This window comes from Catenovulum agarivorans YM01 (assembly GCF_000281085.1).
Lineage (GTDB): Bacteria > Pseudomonadota > Gammaproteobacteria > Enterobacterales > Alteromonadaceae > Catenovulum > Catenovulum agarivorans.
Window position 1 is genome coordinate 211,617 of record NZ_JH767527.1, and the last position, 19,960, is coordinate 231,576.

The 19,960-nt window shown below is 39.6% G+C and carries 11 protein-coding genes; all 11 read left to right on the plus strand.

Going from position 1 to position 19,960, the window contains the following annotated elements; genetic code table 11:
• Nucleotides 1–914, plus strand: a 914-nt coding sequence (locus WSC_RS22540) for a DUF4340 domain-containing protein (RefSeq protein WP_016955995.1), incomplete at its 5' end; no start/stop codon positions are given.
• Nucleotides 915–1,045: 131 nt separating this feature from the next.
• Entirely contained in the window at nt 1,046–1,900 is an 855-nt protein-coding gene (locus WSC_RS0111085; protein ID WP_016955996.1) for a type 2 periplasmic-binding domain-containing protein, read from the plus strand.
• Between the two features lie 127 nt (nt 1,901–2,027).
• Nucleotides 2,028–3,548, plus strand: coding sequence for a cellulase family glycosylhydrolase (locus WSC_RS24155; RefSeq protein ID WP_016955997.1), 1,521 nt, complete (start codon nt 2,028–2,030; stop codon nt 3,546–3,548).
• Nucleotides 3,549–3,861: 313 nt separating this feature from the next.
• The gene (locus WSC_RS22550) at nt 3,862–6,315 is read left to right on the plus strand and encodes a glycoside hydrolase family 95 protein (protein WP_016955998.1); all 2,454 of its coding nucleotides are present in this window, start codon (nt 3,862–3,864) and stop codon (nt 6,313–6,315) included.
• A gap of 17 nt (nt 6,316–6,332) precedes the next feature.
• The gene (locus tag WSC_RS0111100; RefSeq protein WP_016955999.1) at nt 6,333–9,278 is read left to right on the plus strand and encodes a TonB-dependent receptor; all 2,946 of its coding nucleotides are present in this window, start codon (nt 6,333–6,335) and stop codon (nt 9,276–9,278) included.
• 69 nt (nt 9,279–9,347) lie between these two features.
• On the plus strand, nt 9,348–10,847 hold the full coding sequence (locus WSC_RS0111105) for a tryptophan halogenase family protein (RefSeq protein ID WP_016956000.1): 1,500 nt from the start codon (nt 9,348–9,350) through the stop codon (nt 10,845–10,847).
• Nucleotides 10,840–12,222 carry a tryptophan 7-halogenase gene (locus WSC_RS0111110; protein WP_016956001.1) on the plus strand — a complete coding sequence of 461 codons (1,383 nt, stop codon included), beginning with the start codon at nt 10,840–10,842 and terminating at the stop codon, nt 12,220–12,222. Before WSC_RS0111105 ends, WSC_RS0111110 begins: the two co-directional genes overlap by 8 nt.
• A gap of 99 nt (nt 12,223–12,321) precedes the next feature.
• Complete coding sequence (locus WSC_RS0111115; protein WP_202802000.1) at nt 12,322–14,058, plus strand: DUF5597 domain-containing protein; 1,737 nt, start codon at nt 12,322–12,324, stop codon at nt 14,056–14,058.
• 30 nt (nt 14,059–14,088) lie between these two features.
• Nucleotides 14,089–17,025, plus strand: coding sequence for a TIM-barrel domain-containing protein (locus tag WSC_RS0111120; protein WP_016956003.1), 2,937 nt, complete (start codon nt 14,089–14,091; stop codon nt 17,023–17,025).
• A 62-nt stretch (nt 17,026–17,087) separates the two neighbouring features.
• Nucleotides 17,088–18,383 (plus strand): GDSL-type esterase/lipase family protein, encoded by a 1,296-nt coding sequence (locus tag WSC_RS22555; RefSeq protein ID WP_016956004.1) that lies wholly within the window; start codon nt 17,088–17,090, stop codon nt 18,381–18,383.
• Between the two features lie 30 nt (nt 18,384–18,413).
• Complete coding sequence (locus WSC_RS22560; protein ID WP_016956005.1) at nt 18,414–19,943, plus strand: cellulase family glycosylhydrolase; 1,530 nt, start codon at nt 18,414–18,416, stop codon at nt 19,941–19,943.
• Nucleotides 19,944–19,960 lie beyond the last annotated feature (17 nt).

The window sequence follows — 19,960 nt, forward strand, 5'->3', positions numbered from 1 at the left end:
CTGAAATCAAGCATTGGTTAACTGACGTGCAACAAAACAAAGCTAAGCTTACAGAAGTTAAAATATATTCGCCTGACAACCAACTTATTGTTGATGCGCAATTGGTGCAAGATAACTGGTTAATGCAAAATGCCGCAGGCTATCAAATAAACACCGAAAATTTAGCCAAATGGTATAACCAACTGTTAGCAGCAACTAACATTGAAGCCAAAACAGCTAAAGCAGAAAATTTTGCTCGTTTAGGTTTAGTTAACCCAGCTGAGATGACCAATAATGCTAACAACAGTGAAGGTACAGGCCATTTAGTTGTATTAACAATTGCAGGTACTGAGCATAAACTTATTTTAGGTGATGCTACTAGTTCTGGGCAATTTGCACGTCTTGCGACGCAACAACAAACCTGGTTATTAGATCAGTACGTAAGTGTACCCGCACAGGCATCAGACTGGTTGAACAGCGAAATCTTTGATTTTGATTCAGCTCAAATTGAAAAGTTACAGTCAAGCTCAACTACACAAACCGAGCTAAATTGGACAATTAGCAAGGCTGCATCTGAAGATAATGATGGTGAGTTTATCCTTGAAAACAAACCGGCAGAGCGTGAACTAACATACTCAGGCGCTGTAAACTCGCATGTTAATTCTATTGCCAACTTAAATTTTTCAGATGTGCAAGCGTACAACGCAGACTTATGGCAAAACAAAGCAGAGTTAGCCCAACTTAGTATCACGCTACAGCAAGGGCAGAATGTTACTGTTTATCTACTTGAGCAAGAACAACAAACAAGCTTGTTAGTAGATAACGGCACTGAGCCTAAATGGCAATATGTGTTAGCAGGCTACCAAAGCTCGCTGGTATTAAAACCATTAGAGTCGTTTTTGCAGGCGACTACAGAGCCAGCTCCAGCAGAATAAAATCAATTCAACAACTGAGTTGCCAGCCACTTCGGCTGGTTACTCAATTATTAATCTCAATAATTCAATAATTAAACTCACTGTCATTCTGTACTACACTTAAATTATTCAATTTAAACCTAAGTGCGCGAATGAAAACTTTGTTAATGTCGCTAGTCATTTGTATGTTTAGCGTGGCCGCAGTGAGTGCTGAAAATATTCGTATCGTATCGCCACAGTCTTCTTTTGATACCAGCTACAGCTATTTTTTAGGTTTATTAGAATTAACCGTAGAACGCACCCAAGCTGAGTTTGGCCCAGCGAATATTATTATCGCTGGTGATGTGCCTCAAGGTCGAGCTTTACGTGAATTGGGTAAACTAGTCGATGTATATTGGGCGGGCACCTCGCATCAACGGGATACTGACTTGTTACCTGTAACAATCCCATTGGTCAAAGGCCTGTTAGGCTACAGAATGCCGATTATTCAAAAAGATTCTATTGCCACCTTTGATAAAATATCAAATCTATCTCAGCTAAAGGAGCTAACAGCTTGCCAAGGTTTATCTTGGCCGGATACAGATATTCTCGAACATGCAGGTATTAGGGTTCATAAAAATGCTGTCTACGAACGTATGTTTAAACAAGTCGCAATTGGCCGGTGTGATTATTTTCCGCGTGGAATTTACGAAGGCATAAGTGAGGTAAAAGCTAGAGAAATGTTATATCCGAACTTGATCTTTTACACTGATTTGATCATCTATTACCCATTCCCCATGTATTATTTTGTCTCAAAACAAAATCCAATGTTACACAAGCGCCTTACTCAGGGACTAGAATTATTAATCGCCGAAGGTAAGTTTGAGCAGTATTTTAAAAATCACCCAATTACTTCAAAAGTTTTCCCAATAGAGCAGTGGCAAAAATCTCGTATCGTTCGCTTGGAAAATCCCATCTTGCCAAAAGGCACACCAGTAGATGATAAAAAATATTGGTTGCCACTTTAAAAAAATACGTTTCGCTTACATTTGATTAACAAATAAATCAACGTGCTTGTAAATTTTAATAAAAGAAAACCCTGCATCTTATATCTATGATTTTTACTCCAACAACACACACAAATAGAGTAAAAATATGAAATTAATCAAATTAAGTAAAAAGTTAGTCTCGGCTACTTTCTTGATATTTAGTGCATTTAGCTTAACAGCTAACGCCAATATTCCTGAAGGACGCTATATTTTAATTAACAAACTGAGTAACAAGTCTTTAGATGTGACTGGTTATAGCCAAGCCAATTCTGCCAACATAATTCAATGGAATTTAGGCTCAGGTTTGAATCAAAGATGGGATTTACAACAGGTTAATGACGATATCTACATTATTTCCGCAGCGCACAGTGGCAAGTCGTTAGATATTGCTGCGAATAATCAAGCGAGCGGTGCAAACGTTACTCAGTACACAACACACGGTAATATTAACCAGCAATGGCAATTACAAAACCAAGGTAATGGTTTTTATAAGTTAGTTTCAATGTTAAGTGGTAAAGCGTTAGCCGTTGAAAACTCGTCAACTGACAATGGTGCCAATATTCAGGTAGTTGACTTAGCTAAGTCAGACGGTCAATTATGGAATCTTCAAGTAGTAGCTCATTCAGGCGAAATACGCACAGGTATGGCGGTTACTCAACAAATGGGCGCCGGCTGGAACTTGGGCAATACCTTGGATGCGATTGGTGGAGAAACTAATTGGGGAAATCCGTTAACTCAAGAATATATGATCCAAGCTATCGCGGATAAAGGTTTCAAAACCATCCGTATTCCTGTGACTTGGCAATCGAAAATAGCGGAAGACAACAGTATAGATGAAGCTTGGATGAACCGTGTAGAACAAGTCGTCAATTATGCAATTGATAGTGGTTTATACGTGATCATTAATTTACATCACGAAGAGTGGGTAGAGCCAGTTAGCAGTACAAAAGAAGCAACCAAAGTTAAACTACAAGCTGTATGGCAACAAATCGCTGAACGCTTTAAACACTACAATCAATATTTAATTTTTGAAACATTAAACGAACCGCGTGCACACAAAGGGACTAACTTGGAATGGTCTGGTGAATTGGAAAACTATCAAATTATCAATGAGTTTAATCAAGTTATTCTATCTACCGTACGCGCATCGGGTTACAACAATAGCACGCGTTTAGTCATGTTACCTGGCTATGCAGCAAGCCCGTGGAACGATCAAACTCAACACATAGAAATTCCAAATGACAGTTTTATAGCAATATCAACTCATGGTTATTTCCCATATTATTTTACCGAGCAAGAAGTCACAGACGGTGGTGATGCTGTATTTAATCAAGACGAGATAGACTTAATTGACTATGTTTTCGAGCAGCTTAACCAAAGATTCATCGCTAATGGTATTCCAGTGGTTATGGGCGAGTGGGGCACAGTCGATAAAAGTAATACAGCTGATAGAGTTGCATACGCACAATACTATGTACAAAAAGCGACTAGCTACGGAATCCCAACCGTCGTTTGGGATAACAACGCGTTAGGCGGCTCAGCACATAACTATCGTTTGTACAACAGAGCAAACAATTATTGGCCATTCAATCAAATAGCCGATGCAATTGTAAACGGGTCTAATTAACGTAAGCTGCATGTAATCAAAATTGCACAAAAGTAAATTTCATAAGCTGTTATCAATTTGTATAACAGCTTATTCGAAAACGTTATCTTAAACTTAGTTCCTATACCTCAAACTAGCTCGATTTCACCTATTCAAGCGCTGTTTTTCTATAAAAATTAATAATTTTTTACTTTTTTTATTTTTGCATTTGTAAAAATTCTTAAAAACTTATTAACAAGTTGCATTAAATATTTACCAGAATACTATTAAATTGTGCTTTTTAGTGACTTTGTAAGACGCTAACTAAATATGTAAATGTTTTCTTGAGGGTGATATGGTAAGTTTTCGTAAGCTAAGTTTTAATAAATTTCAGATTTTAACCGCGTCTGTTGGTTTATTATTAGCAACTGCAACTTTTCAATCAACTGCTCAACCAACTCATAGCTACTATTTCGATCGAGCAGCGCAAGACTGGGAAAGCCAATCTTTGCCAATTGGCAATGGTGCAATTGGCGCATCGATAATGGGTGGCGTTAATCAAGACAGAATTATCATTAGCGAAAAAACACTTTGGACGGGCGGGCCTGGCTCAGTACAAGGATATGATTATGGTCTGCCAGCAAATGCCAGCGAATATCAAACCAAGTTAGCAAAGCTGCAAAACACTTTAGCAGCTAAAGGGCGCATGACTCCAAAAGCAGTTGCAGATGAAATAGCGCGTGGTTATACAGGCTATGGCAGCTTTCAAAAGTTTGCTGATTTAGTTATCAGCCAACAAAACAACTTAGATGAAGACGCGCTTAGCCAATACCAACGTAGCTTAAATCTACAACAAGCCGCAGCTCAAGTTAATTTTAATGCACAAGGTACACACTTTAAGCGCAGCTACTTTGTTTCATACCCAGATCAAGCTTTAGTCGTTCATTATCAAAGCGATAAAAAACACCAGTTAAACCTAGTTATTGATGTAGAAGTTGACGAAAATCGTTCTTTTAATAAAAAGTTAATCACTAACTCGACGCAAAATTCATTAACCTTCACCGGCGCGTTAAACGACAACGCATTAGAATACGCAGGTAATGTAAACCTTTATTCTACTGATGGTGAAATTAGTAAAAATCAAAATAATCAGCTATTGGTCAGCAACGCAAGTGAAGTTTGGCTGACTTTTTATGCCGCTACTAATTACGCGCCAGTTTATCCAAACTATCGTGGGGAGTCCGCGACTACAAAATTACAGCAACAGGTTAAACATTACCACGCGCAAGACTACAGCAAAGTTTGGCAAAAGCATTTAACTGATTATCAAGGCTTATTTAACCGCGTTGAATTAGATTTAACCGGCGAGCCGATTAATTTTCCGATAAATCAAATATTAACTAAATTGCGTAATAATCAATTAAACCAAGCGCAAATCCGCTCACTGACTGAACTGTATTATCAACTGGGTCGTTATTTATTAATTACCTCTTCACGCTCAGGCTCATTGCCAGCTAATTTACAAGGTGCTTGGAATAACCACATGCATGCACCGTGGAATTCTGATTATCACTTTAATATCAATGTGCAAATGAATTATTGGTTAGCCAACCAAACCAATTTAGACGAGCTAAATAAACCTTTATTCGATTTTGTGCAAAATCTACAACAACCGGGCGAACAAACTGCAAAAACCTTATTTGGTTCAGATGGTTGGACTTTATTACTCAATACCAACATTTGGGGGTTCACCGGCTTAATTGAATGGCCAACTGCATTTTGGCAACCAGAAGCTGCAGCTTGGATTTGCCAACACTTGTACGAACATTACCAGTTCACTTTAGATAATGATTTTTTACAAAATACCGCATACCCAATTATGAAATCTGCTAGTCAGTTTTGGATGGACAACTTATATAAAGACACAAGCACAAATTCGTTAGTGGTAAACCCGAGCTATTCACCTGAGCATGGCGACTTTACGTTGGGTGCCGCCATGTCGCAGCAAATTATCTATGAACTATTATCCAACACTAAATTAGCTGCACGCGAATTAGCCGACCAGGAATTTATTAGCCAGCTAGACCAAGCGCTTAATAAACTTGAGCCGGGATTAAAAATTGGCAAACACGGACAATTAATGGAATGGCGCAGCGATCTTGACGACATGCAATCAAAACATCGCCATGTATCACATTTATATGCACTGCATCCAAGCAATCAAATTTCACCAATCACCACACCTGCATTAGCCAAAGCTGCTGAAGTTAGCTTAAACGCGCGTGGAGACGGTGGTACAGGTTGGAGCAAAGCTTGGAAAATTAACTTTTGGGCGCGTTTATTCAATGGTGATCGCGCAGAAAAATTAATTGGCGAACAGTTAAAACACAGCACATTAGATAATTTGTGGGATAACCACCCACCATTTCAAATAGACGGAAATTTTGGCGCAACAGCAGGTATTACAGAGATGTTATTGCAAAGCCAAGTAAACCAAATTCACTTATTGCCAGCACTCCCAAAAAACTGGCAACAAGGCCAAGTATCCGGCCTAAAAGCTAGGGGCAATGTAGTAGTGGATATCAGTTGGAACAAGGGTCAGTTAGCTAGCGCTAAACTTACCCCTAAATACACAGGAGTTGTAATAGTACGCAGCAAACTCTCTAAACATAATTTAGCTGTGATGGGTGGCAACTCAACAGCAAAAATTACCCAAGATCAGTTTGGAACACTAATAAAGGTATCGGCACAAGCCGGCCAAGCAATAACCATCAACAACACAAACATGGTTCAAATTAACCAACTATAACTAGATAAGGTAATAACATGAACGATACATCAAAACTTAACCGTGAAAGAAAACGTTTTCCGTTATCTAAAGCCACGGTCATGGTCATGGGCGCATTGGGTATGTTTTCACATGGCCAATCATTTGCCGCAGAAGAATCAGCAGACGCAAGTGAAGAAACTGAAGTTATTTCAGTAACTGGTATGCGCTCAAGTATTATTTCTGCGCAAGAAGTAAAAATGAACTCGAATAAAATCATGGATGCTATTAGCTCTGATGATATTGGTGCATTACCTGATCGAAGTGTGACTGAAACACTTCAACGTATTCCGGGTATCCAAATTGACAGATATATGTCTCAAGGCGACCCTGAGCATTTCTCAGTTGAAGGTAATGGTGTAGCCGTTCGTGGTTTAACTCAAGTAGCTAGTTTGTTGAATGGTCGAAATAGTTTTAGTGCTGATGGTGGTCGTACTTTAAGTTTTGGTGATGTTCCACCAGAATTGTTAGATGCGGTGCATGTATTTAAGAGCCCTACAGCAGACCAGATTGAAGGTGGCTTATCTGGTTCAGTTGATCTAATTACCAAATTACCTTTCCATAAAGATGGACAACAAGTTGCTTTTAGTATTGCTGCCAACTATGGCGATACAATGAAAGAAGTTGATCCTGAGTATTCATTTATGTATTCAAATACATGGAACACAGACTTTGGTAAATTCGGTCTCTTGGCAGATATTGCAAATTCAGAATTATCAACTCGTAATGACTCTATGTATGTGCGTCCATTTTTCTCAAAAAATAATATGCCGGGTAAAGAAGGTACAAGCGTATATGTACCTCGTGGAGCAGACTGGCGTACTATGCATTTCAACCGTGAGCGTTCAGGTAAATATTTAGCATTGCAATGGGCGCCAACCGACAATCAAGAACTTGCAATTACTTATTTCTCGAGTGATTACGACATGCGCTGGGATGAAGATGCTATTTTCGTAAGTAATGATATTACTGAGGTAGTTGCATCAGCTGACTCTGTTTATACAGATGCGAATGTATTTGCAAAAGGTCGTTTATCTGCGGTAGCAGCGGATGGAACGCCAAGCTCAATTCAAATGGGCTCAGATGTACGTATTTCTACCCAAAATGCAAAAACAGAAGATATATCTTTGGAATATAAATGGCACAATGACAATACAGAAGTTAGTTTTGCTGTACAACGTTTAGATGCTACGTCTAAAGGTATAGATTCGACCGTAGCGGTTGCCGTTTGGTTGCCTTGGATCGATGTCGATTTAACTGGTGCACTACCGACTGTTACATCAGATCCTGTCACGATGGGCGATCCAAATAGCTATGTTTGGGATTTCCTTATGGACAATCAATATGATAATTCAGCAGATATGACTTCATTTCAAGCTGACGTCAAATATTATTTAACTGATGCTGGCCCCATCAAATCAATTAAAACTGGGGTCCGCTTTAGTAAATCTGAATCAAGTAATTTTGATTCAGGTTATAACTGGGGGGCTGTAGGTAACTGGCTATATAACTCAGGTTTGATTGAAAGTGGTGCAAATCCTACTGCAGACGATATGCACTTGAATAAATTTGAGAACTTCTTTGGTGGTGATGTACCTCAACCAGCAGCATTATACGCTCCAAAAGCATATTTCGCTGAAGGGTTCCCTGAAAGCTACCAGGAAGTAAAAGACAAGGTTACATATGTTGATAATGGTTGGTTTGATCCTGTGGCCAACACATGGCAACCACGAAACTTAATGGATGACCAGTGGTATAACTCACAAGAAGAAAAAACCTCGGCTGCTTATGTACAGTTAGATTTTGAGTTCGACTCAGCTATGCCGGTTAGTGGTAATTTAGGTGGTCGCTATGTTAAGACTGAAAATACAGCATTTGGCTACCTAACTTTCCCAACTAGAGACGAGTTCAATAACGGCGCTATCGAAATGCCTGCAGAGCATGACTATAGTAACTTTTTGCCAAGTTTAAACGTTAAAGTCGATTTAACCGATGATTTAGTACTTCGCTTTGCAGCCGCGAGAGCTATGGCTCGTCCTAATTTCAGTGACTTAAAATCTCGCATGCAATTAAATGTTGCTATTAAACAGTCTTCTCAAAATAAATTTAATGACGACGGTACATTAAAAGATGGTGAAACCTTCTCGTTAAACGATTTTGACTTTACCGCTGAATCTTCCACCAATCCATACATGGATCCAATGACTTCAGATCAATTAGATTTATCATTGGAGTGGTATTATGGTGAAGGTGATTCAATGTCATTTGCACTATTCACTAAAGACATTGAAGGGTATCAAGTTACTAGCTTCTTGACAGAAACATACGACGGTGTGGACTATAGAGTACAACGACCTGTAAGTGAAGGTGAAGCTAAGTTAAACGGCGCAGAGATATCAGTAAATCATTGGTTTAAAGATTTACCAGCACCTTTGGATGGCTTTGGCATCTCTGCTAACTATACATATATAGATAGCGAAACAGATGTGAATGATGACGCGGCTCCTGTTGATACTGACGGTTCAACTTATGACGCTATGCCATACCGAAACATTTCAAAAAATGCGTATAACATTACAGCTATGTATGAAAAAGGTCCTTTATCAATTCGTTTAGCATACAACTGGCGTGGGAAATATTTAACATCAGTCGGTGCTAATGGCTTTAATGGCTCAATCGACCTTGACGAAAATGGTAACGTAGTTCCTTGGAATGATAATGCTGATGTTCAGTGGCGCCTACCTGTATACAACGCTGCTACCGGTTATTTAGATGGGTCAATTAGCTACAAAATTAATGATAATCTAACGGTGGCTTTAGAAGCTAACAACCTAAATGACGCTGTAACTCGTAATATCATTCAGCACAATGGCGCAGGTAATCAACACTCTGCTTACCATGTAAATGATATTCGTTATGCGTTATCCCTACGCGGGAATTTCTAACCGTTAAAATGTTATGTGGTTAAGACAGTGTTATGCTGTCTTAACCACAATTCACTATAGGGTTATTCCGTGAAAGACACACAAGAACTAACAAAAATAATTATTGTGGGTGGTGGCACTGCAGGCTGGATGACTGCTGCAGCTTTTATCAACCGACTTCCAAAAAACTTCTGCCAAATAACACTTATCGAATCTTCACAAATTGGTAGTGTTGGTGTAGGTGAATCAACCATTCCGCATATTCGTCAATTTAATCAAAATTTAGGAATAGACGAAAAAACTTTTATTCAACAAACTGACGCCAGTTTTAAATTAGGTATTCGCTTTCGCAATTGGCGACAAATTGGTGATGATTATATTCATCCGTTTGGTGAAGTCGGGGCTATCACTAATGGTATCGAGTTTCATCATTATTGGGCTAGAGCGCAACAATTAGGGCTGGAGAGTGACTTTGAAGACTTCTCTCTGCTTGCAAAAGCTTCACGCCAAGGTTTATTTTCAGATCCTGCTATTGTAAACCAAAGTCAATTTTGCAATTACGCATATTCTTACCATTTAGATGCAACTAAATTCGCGCATTATTTAAAAAACTATGCAATTGAGCGTGGTGTTAGTCACATAGATGCTAAAGTCATTAGCGTCGAACAAAACGATGTCGGTGACATTACTAGTATAGAGTTGGATAACGACACTCAGCTCTCTGCCGATATATTTATCGACTGTAGTGGTTTTTCCAGCATTTTATTGGGTAAAACACTCAATAGTGATTTTGAAGACTGGTCACATTGGTTACCAACCAACAAAGCCATAGTTGCACAATCTGAGCTAGTTGAGCACAGCTTGCCTTTAACAACAGCAACCGCGCTTCCAGCAGGTTGGCAATGGCAAATTCCGATAAAACAACGTATGGGCAATGGCCATGTGTATTGTGATAGTTATATGTCGGACGATGAAGCTGCCAACTTGTTTAGGCAAAATATAAAAAGTAAATTGATTACAGAGCCTAGGCTATTGTCTTTTAAAGCTGGTGTACGCCCTCAATCATGGAAAAATAATTGTATCGGTATTGGCTTATCAGCGGGCTTTTTAGAGCCATTAGAATCAACCAGTATTTATTTAATTCAGCATTCTATCTTTAAGTTTTTAGAGTACTTTCCGAACAAACAGAATATGCAGGCTGAGCGCCAACAATTTAATGACGAAATAAACAAAACCTACCAGACCATTCGTGACTTTATTATTTTGCATTACAACTTAAATAACCGAGATGATAATGGTTTCTGGGTGCATCAGCGCCAAATGGAACTACCAGAATCGCTTACATTTAAAAAAGGTTTGTTTGCAGAATCTGGTCGGGTTAAACCAGGTCAGTTTGGAGTATGGCCGTCAGTTTGTATTGGACAAGGCTTAACCCCGCAATACCCAGATGCTAGAATTAATTACCTAAGCAAACAACAGCTCGAAGAATTTTTGCGCCAAGAAAAACAAAAAATTGCGCAAACATTAAAACAATTACCACCTGCGCATGAATACCTAACAAAGATTTACCAGGAGGTGAGTTGTGACTAATGCCGAGCAAATTAGCAATATAGTAGTAATTGGTGGCAGTTACAAAGCTTGGTTTAGCGCTATGGTGTTGGCTAGAGCATGCGCACCACTGAGTAAAGTAACTGTGATTAATTTACCTACTGAGCGCAACTTAGTTGATCTATCTTTTGTTACCGATAGTCAGTTTATTGATTTACATAAAAACTTGGGCATCAACCTCACACACTTATTAAAAACGGGGGCAGCCCAGACTTACTCGGCAGTTCAATACCAAAATTATTTTGATACTGAAAATACCACTATAGGTTTAGATTTAGAATTACCCACTTTCAGAACTATAGAGCTTCACCACGTGCTTGCTAGTTCTGACTCCACTGAGTTAGCTAATTATTCTTATGCAGCACAAGCGGCTTTAAATAACAAACTCATTCTACCAAGTGGCAAACAGGGACATATAAGCAACAGCTTTCAGATTGGTTTACAAATGGATGGCGCGTCTTATGTTCAATTTGCGACCGGCGCTTGCCAACAAATGGGGGCGCAGTGTTTTAGTCAAGAAATTGCAGCTATTGTAAAGGACGATAACACAGGGTTAATTAAACAAATTAGCCTAGTCGATGGTACCAATCTAAATGCAGATCTTATTATAGATTGCAGTTGGAATAGTCGTTTTAGTCAAAAGTATTTCAGCAGTAAGTGGCAAACGTTAGCTGGTGAGGATGTAAGTCACACAAAGATGCAAACTTGCGTGCAGACTAAACAAGCGATAGAACAGCACCAACAGCCGATTAACAAGCACTTGGTTGTGCAGAAACAAACAGCAAATACTAGCAACAAAAATACACTTGGTTTGCAGCAACAATTTAGCTGCAACGGTTTTGTTGTAACCAATGAATATATAGCAGAATCAAGGACAAACTTATCGCAGAATGCAAAAGTTATTGAATACCAAATAGGGCGAATAGATAAGGTGTTTAGCGGCAATCTATGTTCATTAGGCGCGATTGCTCAATTTGATAAACCTATTTTTGCCAACAGTTTGTTAATGGTTAGAGCGTTAACCTATTTATTAGAAAACTTTCCAAACAAACAACATAGTCCGTTTAATCGTGAATATCTAAACGAGTTAATTGAAAAGGATATTAGCGAGCTTTATCAATTTTACTCAGTGCATGATCCAGAATTATCAAATTCAGCAGAGCTGCTGGTTGCGTTTTTCTGTGCAAGTGGCCGAGTAGAGCGTCAATTAAACCCGATAATTCCATATCAAAGGTGGATAAACCATTTAGCCGCCTTATATCCAGCTTATCAAGTTGAGCCTATGGTCAAAACATTCAGTCGGGCGGAAATAGAAGATTTTTTAGTCAGCGTAAAAGAGCGAATTAAACAATTATAATAAAAATTCGTAATCCTTTTACTAAATTTACCATTCTGTTTGTGTAAACGTAAACAGGCTGATAACTTTATTATTACATATCACATGGGAGCAAAATCAGTGTTGGTTTCAAAATTATCAAATAAAGTAAAAGCAACCGTCGCTTGTTTAGCTGGTGCAGCCATTTTATTGGGCTGTAGTGCTACGCAAAATACAGTTGTAAGTAAAAAACATAATTCTACTGAGTTACCAAAATTAATAACTAAAAATGGTAAACACATGTTAGAGGTGGATGGCGAACCGTTTTTAATGTTGGCGGCGCAAACCAATAACTCGGCAAATTACCCTTCACAATTCAAGCATATTTGGCCTGTAGTAAAACAAATGCATGCAAATACTTTAGGTATTCCAGTAGCTTGGGAGCAAATTGAGCCAAATGAAGGGGAGTTTGATTTTAGTTATTTAGACGCTTTAATTTCGCAAGCAAATGAAAACGATATCAAGGTTGTTTTGTTATGGTTTGCAACATGGAAGAACAATGCACCGCATTATGCGCCAGCTTGGGTTAAAACAAATAACCAACGTTTTCCACGAGTTATGACTAAAGATGGCAAAACACTTAACTCGTTATCACCTTTGGGTAAAAACACTTTAGAAGCCGACAAAAAGGCATTTAAACGTTTAATGACTTATTTACGTGATAACGATCCAACCAATACAGTTATTTTAGTGCAAGTACAAAACGAAGTCGGAACTTACGGCTCAAAACGCGACTTTTCGCCTCTTGCGCAAAAAGCATTTGAGCAAGCAGTACCAGCAAATCTAGTTAAAAAATTAGGCGTTAAACCAGGTACTTGGGCGGAAACATTCGGTAAAGACGCAGATGAATTTTTCCACGCTTGGCATATCGGCCGCTATGTAGATGAAATAGCCGCAGCGGGTAAACAAATTAAAAACTTGCCAATGAATGTAAACGTTGCCCTAAGAAATCCGTTCCATCCAGGTGATTGGTATTCAATGGGTGGTGCAACTGACAATGTGCTCGATTTATGGAAAGAAGCTGCGCCAAATATCGATATGATTTCGCCGGATATTTATTTCCGCGACTACAAAACCGTCACCAAAGTTTTAGAGTTATATGCTAGAGCAGATAACCCATTATTTGTCGCTGAAATTGGTAACGACCAACCATACGCTAGATATTTCTTTGAAACTTTAGGCCATCAAGGCATTGGTTTTGCGCCATTCGGTATGGACTACACAGACTATGTCAACTACCCACTTGGCGCTGAGGTGTTTAACGACGAGATTATTAATACCTTTGCTGAAAACTACGTGATGATGAAACCATTTGCTAAACAATGGGCGCGTTTGAGCTTTGAAGGCAATGTTTGGGGTGTCGCTGAGCCGCACGATACTTTTGGCAAAAAACAAGAAGTGTGGAATGCAAAATCAACCGATAGCGAGCCAACTAACGAAGAGCGCAAAGAAAACGCACATAAATACACGCAGAATTTAGATTTAGGCCGTTGGAATGCAGAAGTAACTTACGGGCGTGAAATGTTTTGGGTTGCACCACCAAAAGGTAATAACCCAGCATCGGGCGGCGCGCTTATCGCACAGTTATCTGATGATGAATACTTAATTACAGGTTATCGCTCACGTGTAACTTTGTCGGCGTCGGACGAAATTTCAGATAACCCATACATGATTGATAGAGTTGAAGAAGGTTATTTTAATCAAGAAGGCGAGTGGGTAATGGAGCGCGTATGGAACGGCGACCAAACCGACTGGGGCTTTAACTTCACCTCAACGCCACATTTACTCAAAGTAAAAATGGCCTCGTACAAATTATAAAAAAGACGACATGCTTTTGGAGCAAAAACAATGAAATTAAACCGTATAACACAAGCCGTGGTTGCTGCTGGTTTACCACTAATGATGCTAGCGGGCTGTGGTTCTGACAGCTCAACAGCAAGCAGCCAGCAATCGCAACAAACAAAGCAGCTAGGTAGCTACCAACAAACCGACACGGGTTTAGTGGTTACCTTGGCTGACAGCGCAGCTAAAAAAGTACAACTAACGGTTATTAATGACAAAATAATCCGTGTTACTGCAACACCACATAAAGATTTATCTTATGTACCTGAAAGTTTAATGGTTAAAGCTCAGCCAGCAGGCAAGTTTAGCGTTAAACAACAAGGTGATACAGTTGAATTGGCCACCGCTAAAGTAACAGCGATAGTGTCGTTAGCAGACGGCCAAGTGAGTTTTAAAAACGACAAAGGTGAAGTTGTCTTAAACGGCAGTAACGGCGGTGAATTTGCACCAGTTACCAAAAATCCATGGAAAGCGGACGAAAAATCTTATGCAGTTCGCCAACAATGGAACAAAGGCTCTGAAGAAGGTTTATTTGGTTTAGGCCAACACCAAAACGGTCAAGTAAACTATTCAGGTGAAAACGTTGAGTTATCGACTGGTAACTTAGTGATCACCATTCCATTTGTAGTATCTACGCGCAATTACGGTGTGCTTTGGGACAATGCGTCAATCACTAACTTTGGTGATCCAGAAAGCGCAACACCACTTCATCAAGATCTAGATTTATACGATGCCAACGGCAACAAAGGTGGTTTAACCGCTAAGTATTACGACGGCGACAAACTGTTATTTACCCGTGTCGAGTCAGATCCTGATTACCAATACCTTGCCAATAACAATATTCGTGAATATCCATTCCCACGTGAACTTGGTGATGTAAAACAACCAAGAGTTGAGTGGCAGGGTTACATTAAAGCGAAAAAATCTGGCATGCATAAGTTTAGAATGTATAACTCAGGTTATGCCAAGTTAACTATCGACGGCCAAGAGTTATTAGATAGATGGCGTATGAACTGGAACCCTTGGTACCACGATACGCAAATTGAATTGGAAGAAGAGAAGAAAACACCAATCAATATTTCTTGGAATTCGCAAGGTGGTTACTTCCGCTTATTACACAATGAACCACGTGCATTCGACGAGCAATATTCTCTTTCATTCGCGTCTGAATCAGGTAAAGCAATAGATTACTATTTTGTTGCTGGTGAAAATACCGACGAAGTTATCTCCGGTTACCGTCACTTAACGGGCAAATCAGTTATGTTGCCAAAATGGGTGTATGGTTTCTGGCAAAGTCGTGAGCGTTATAAAAACCAACAAGAGTTAGTTGATGTAGTTAAAGAATACCGAGAGCGCGAAATTCCAATCGATAATATCGTTTTGGATTGGTCTTATTGGCCACAGGACGCTTGGGGTAGCCATGATTTTGACAAAGAGCACTTCCCAAATCCGAAGAAGATGATTGATGAAGTTCATGATCTGAACACCAACATTATGATCTCGGTTTGGCCTAAGTTTTATTCAACAACAGATAACTATAAAGAGTTTGATGAAAAAGGTTATATGTTGAATAAAAACGTCGATATTGAAGGCAACCGTGACTGGATAGGCCCAGGTTATTTAAATGGTTTCTACGACCCGTATCCAGAAGAGTCACAAGAAATTTTCTGGCGTCAATTAAATAAAAAACTCAATGTATTGGGGATAGATGCATGGTGGTTAGACGCCTCTGAGCCAGATATTCATTCAAACTTATCACCGCGTAAGCGCAAAGAAATAATGAGCCCACAATCTATTGGATCTGGTACTGAATATTTCAATTCATATGCACTCGCTCATGCTGAAGGTGTATACAAAGGTGAACGAGTAACTGATGCGCATAAACGCTCGTTTATTTTAACCCGCTCTGGTTTTGGTGGTATTCAACGCACAGGCTCAGCAATTTGGAGTGGTGATACGGTTCCACGTTGGTCAAACTTAAAAGAACAAATTTCTGCTGGTATCAGTGTTGGTTTAGCGGGTATGCCAAACTGGACCTTTGATATTGGTGGTTTCACCCCTGAAGACCATTTGCGTTGGACATCAAAAGGTGCGGTTGGTCATTTCTCTGGTTTAGATGAAAAAGACATTCCAAACTGGCAAGAATTGAATGTGCGTTGGTTCCAATTTGGCGCGTTTTCTCCAATGTTCCGTTCACATGGTCAAAACCCTTATCGCGAAATATTTAATATCGCGGACGAAGGTAGCGAAGCATACGAAAGCATGGTGTATTACACCAAACTACGTTATCGCTTAATGCCTTATATCTATAGTGAAGCAGGCCACATGTATCATTTAGACGATACTTTAATGCGTGGTTTAGTGATGGACTTCCCACACGATAAAACTGCGATTAACTTAACAGAACAATATATGTTTGGTCCGTCTTTCTTAGTTGCGCCAGTAACTGACTTTAAAGCGCGTGATTGGGACGTTTATTTACCAAGCCAAACCAATTGGTATGACTTCTATACTGGTAAAGCATACCAAGGTGGCCAAAGCGTTAAGGTGGATGCACCACTTGGCATAATGCCTTTGTTTGTTAAAGCTGGCTCTATTGTACCTACTGGCCCTGAAATTCAGCACGTATTTGACAAAACCAACGGTGAAATTACCTTAAATGTTTATACAGGTGCAGACGGTACATACGCCTACTATGAAGATGATGGTAAGAGTTATAACTACGAAAAAGGTGAATATCTATTTATCGATATGAGTTATGACGATGCTAAAGGCGAATTAACCATAGGTGAGCAAAAAGGCCAATACCAAGGTATGCCGAGCACACGCAAAATTAACGTGCGTTGGATCAGCGGTGAGTCTGACAATGCTGCAAACTTTGATAAAAGTGTTGTAACTAGCATTGAATACACAGGCAAAGCTGTAACTGTAAAACGTAGTTAAAAAGAAAGGCTGATAGGCAGGCCCAACCTGTCTATCAGTTATTTGGCTTTTAAAGGTTAAATATGAAATTTAAGACTTTGCTGGCAGCAGTTGCTATAACCCAAACTCTAGTTGGCTGTGGGTTAACTGCAAATAATACAGTTCAGCCGCTGCAACCCATTGTTATCGATAATAGCGCTGCGTATCAACTACTAGTGCGCAACCATGAAAAATCCGTGAATTGGACAGGTGCTGTGCATCAACTGACCAAACAAATTGATGGCGATAAAATTCAATTTACTAAAGCAAGTTTTCAGCAATCAACTCAAAGTTATTCACTTGATTTTGCGCATAGCTGGCACAGTGCAATTGCGTTTGAAAGTCCGCAGGGTGTTGATTTAACACCGTACTTGGCGAATGGTGTTTTATCGTTAGACATGCAAGTAAACAATACGCAAAAAGCTGCACTTAATTTAGTTATGCATTGTGGTGAAAACTGCGTTGGCAAATTGCGTTTACGCGAATGGGCGCAGCAATATGACGGTTTAGGTTGGCAGCAACTGAATATACCGCTGAGTTGTTTTATTCAAGCTGATAATGATGTAAGCAAGATTCAACAAGTCTTCACAGTTGAAGGTGATGGTGTCGGCGAAGTTGAGTTTAAAAATATTCATATTAACACTGACAAAACGGCAAATTTCTCTTGTCCTGATGCAGCAAGTCTTTCAACAACACCAGGTATTTTAAATGAATACTGGGCGGTTGATTGGTGGATGGACAGGCATCAAGAAAAACTTCAAGCTAATAAGAACGGCGTAGAATTAGTATTGATTGGCGATTCAATTACCCATGGTTGGGAGAAAGAAGGGGCAGAGGTTTGGCACCAAAATTTTGCTGATATCAATACACTCAATTTAGGTTTTTCAGGTGACAGAACCGAAAATGTATTGTGGCGCTTGAATCAAGGTGAGTTAGATGGGGCAAAACCTAAACTTATCCAAATTATGTTAGGCACTAATAATACTGGCCATCGCATGGAAAAACCTGAGTATGTCGCTAAGGGTATTCGAGCTGTATTAGATAAACTCAAACAAATAACCCCAGATAGTCAGGTTTTGATATTAGCCATATTCCCGCGCGGTAAAGACCAAACAGATATGGCACGGCAAAACAATCAAGCGATTAACTTGTTACTCAAACAACTCGCAGATGAATACCAAGCTGAATTTGCCAATATCAATTCAGTGTTTTTAACCGAAAACGGCCAATTAACCGAACAAATAATGCCAGATTTACTCCATCCTAATGCGCGAGGATATGCGCTTTGGGCCGAGCAACTACAACCTTATGTTGAACGTTACATTCGTAACCTTCGCTAAAATGGTTTAACGCTAAGTGAGTTTTATTTTATGACAACACACCAACAACATTGTAAACGTATTCAAAATGCGTTTATGCAATTTATAACAACAAGCATTTTATTATTATCTGTCGCCGCTTGTGGTGGCGGTGGTGGTTCAAGCCCTGACACCAATACAGGTAATGGTAATAACGGTGGTAACAACAATGGCAATGGTGGTGACGACACACCAGTTGTTAAACAAGTTACGCTTTCAACGAATCAAGTGACATTAGCCAGCAATGGCATTATGAGTAAATTTACTGTAACCAGTGAAAAAGATTGGCAAATCAGCCAATTGCCTACTTGGTTAAAAGCATCTGTTGAACAAGCTGATGGTGCTACAAATGGTGTCACTGTTGAACTAACAGCCGAAGTAAACCATTTATCTTCATCTCGTAGCTCGGATATTAAAATTGCCAACGCAGATGATGAAAAAACGCTGACCGTTACCCAAGCCGCATTCGTTTATCAGTTACCAGTTAATACAGATGGTATGCGAGATATCACAGCTACCGAAATAACCGAGCTAATGGGCACAGGTTTTAATATTGGTAACAGTATGGAAGCTGTAGGCGGTGAAACAGCCTGGGGCAATCCACAAATTAGTACTGATTTAATTGATGCGATAAAAGCGGCAGGATTTAAGTCTATTCGTTTGCCGGTTTCTTGGAGTCAATTTAGCGACGAGAGTAACTACACAATCAAAACCGACTGGTTAGATAGAGTTGAACAAGTGGTTGCTTATGCGTTAAGCCAAGATCTCTACGTTATGCTAAATATGCATTGGGATGGTGGCTGGTTGCAACCAACCTATGCTACACAAAATTATGCAAACCACAGACTTGCATTGATGTGGACACAAATCGCCAATCGTTTTGAAAAGTACGATGACAAATTGTTATTTGCTGGCACAAATGAAGTTATGGTTACTGGCGACTACGGCACACCGACACTTGAATACTACACAGTACAAAATAGTTTTAACCAGACCTTCGTCACCACAGTGCGTGAAACGGGTGGGCGCAATGCGGTTCGCCATTTAATCTTCCAAGGTTTTAACACCAATATCGATCACACAATTAATTTTGTCACCATTCCTGAAGATCTAGTTAGCAACAAAATGTTGTTAGAAGTGCACTTTTATGACCCGTATGAATTTGCCTTGCAAGAAGTTAGCAACGCTACGCAATGGGGTAAAAATGCAACTGATGCAACTGATGCAACTAAAACCGCAGGTTGGGGTGACGAGTCACATATAGATACGCAATTTAGCCGCATGTACAACAATTTTTACCAACAAGGTTTAGGTTTGATCTTGGGTGAGTTTGGTGCATTTGCCCGTAGAAACCTTGCAGAGCACGAAGCATACCGCCATGACTGGCACAGGCATGTTACCCAAACCGCGTTGGCACAAAAACTCGTGCCATTTTATTGGGATAACGGTGACGTTAACGATTTAGGTTTTGCCTTATTTAACCGACACACAGCAGCTCAAATAGAGCCAACTTTAATCAAAATTGTCACAGACACTGAATAGTTAACAGCAAAAGTTTT

Bases quoted from the DNA above. Each gene is read 5' to 3' on its own strand.
- WSC_RS22560 (WP_016956005.1), top strand. From the start codon at position 18,414: ATGACAACACACCAACAACATTGTAAACGTATTCAAAATGCGTTTATG.
- WSC_RS0111120 (WP_016956003.1), top strand. From the start codon at position 14,089: ATGAAATTAAACCGTATAACACAAGCCGTGGTTGCTGCTGGTTTACCA.
- WSC_RS22550 (WP_016955998.1), top strand. From the start codon at position 3,862: ATGGTAAGTTTTCGTAAGCTAAGTTTTAATAAATTTCAGATTTTAACC.
- WSC_RS22555 (WP_016956004.1), top strand. From the start codon at position 17,088: ATGAAATTTAAGACTTTGCTGGCAGCAGTTGCTATAACCCAAACTCTA.
- WSC_RS24155 (WP_016955997.1), top strand. From the start codon at position 2,028: ATGAAATTAATCAAATTAAGTAAAAAGTTAGTCTCGGCTACTTTCTTG.
- WSC_RS0111085 (WP_016955996.1), top strand. From the start codon at position 1,046: ATGAAAACTTTGTTAATGTCGCTAGTCATTTGTATGTTTAGCGTGGCC.
- WSC_RS0111100 (WP_016955999.1), top strand. From the start codon at position 6,333: ATGAACGATACATCAAAACTTAACCGTGAAAGAAAACGTTTTCCGTTA.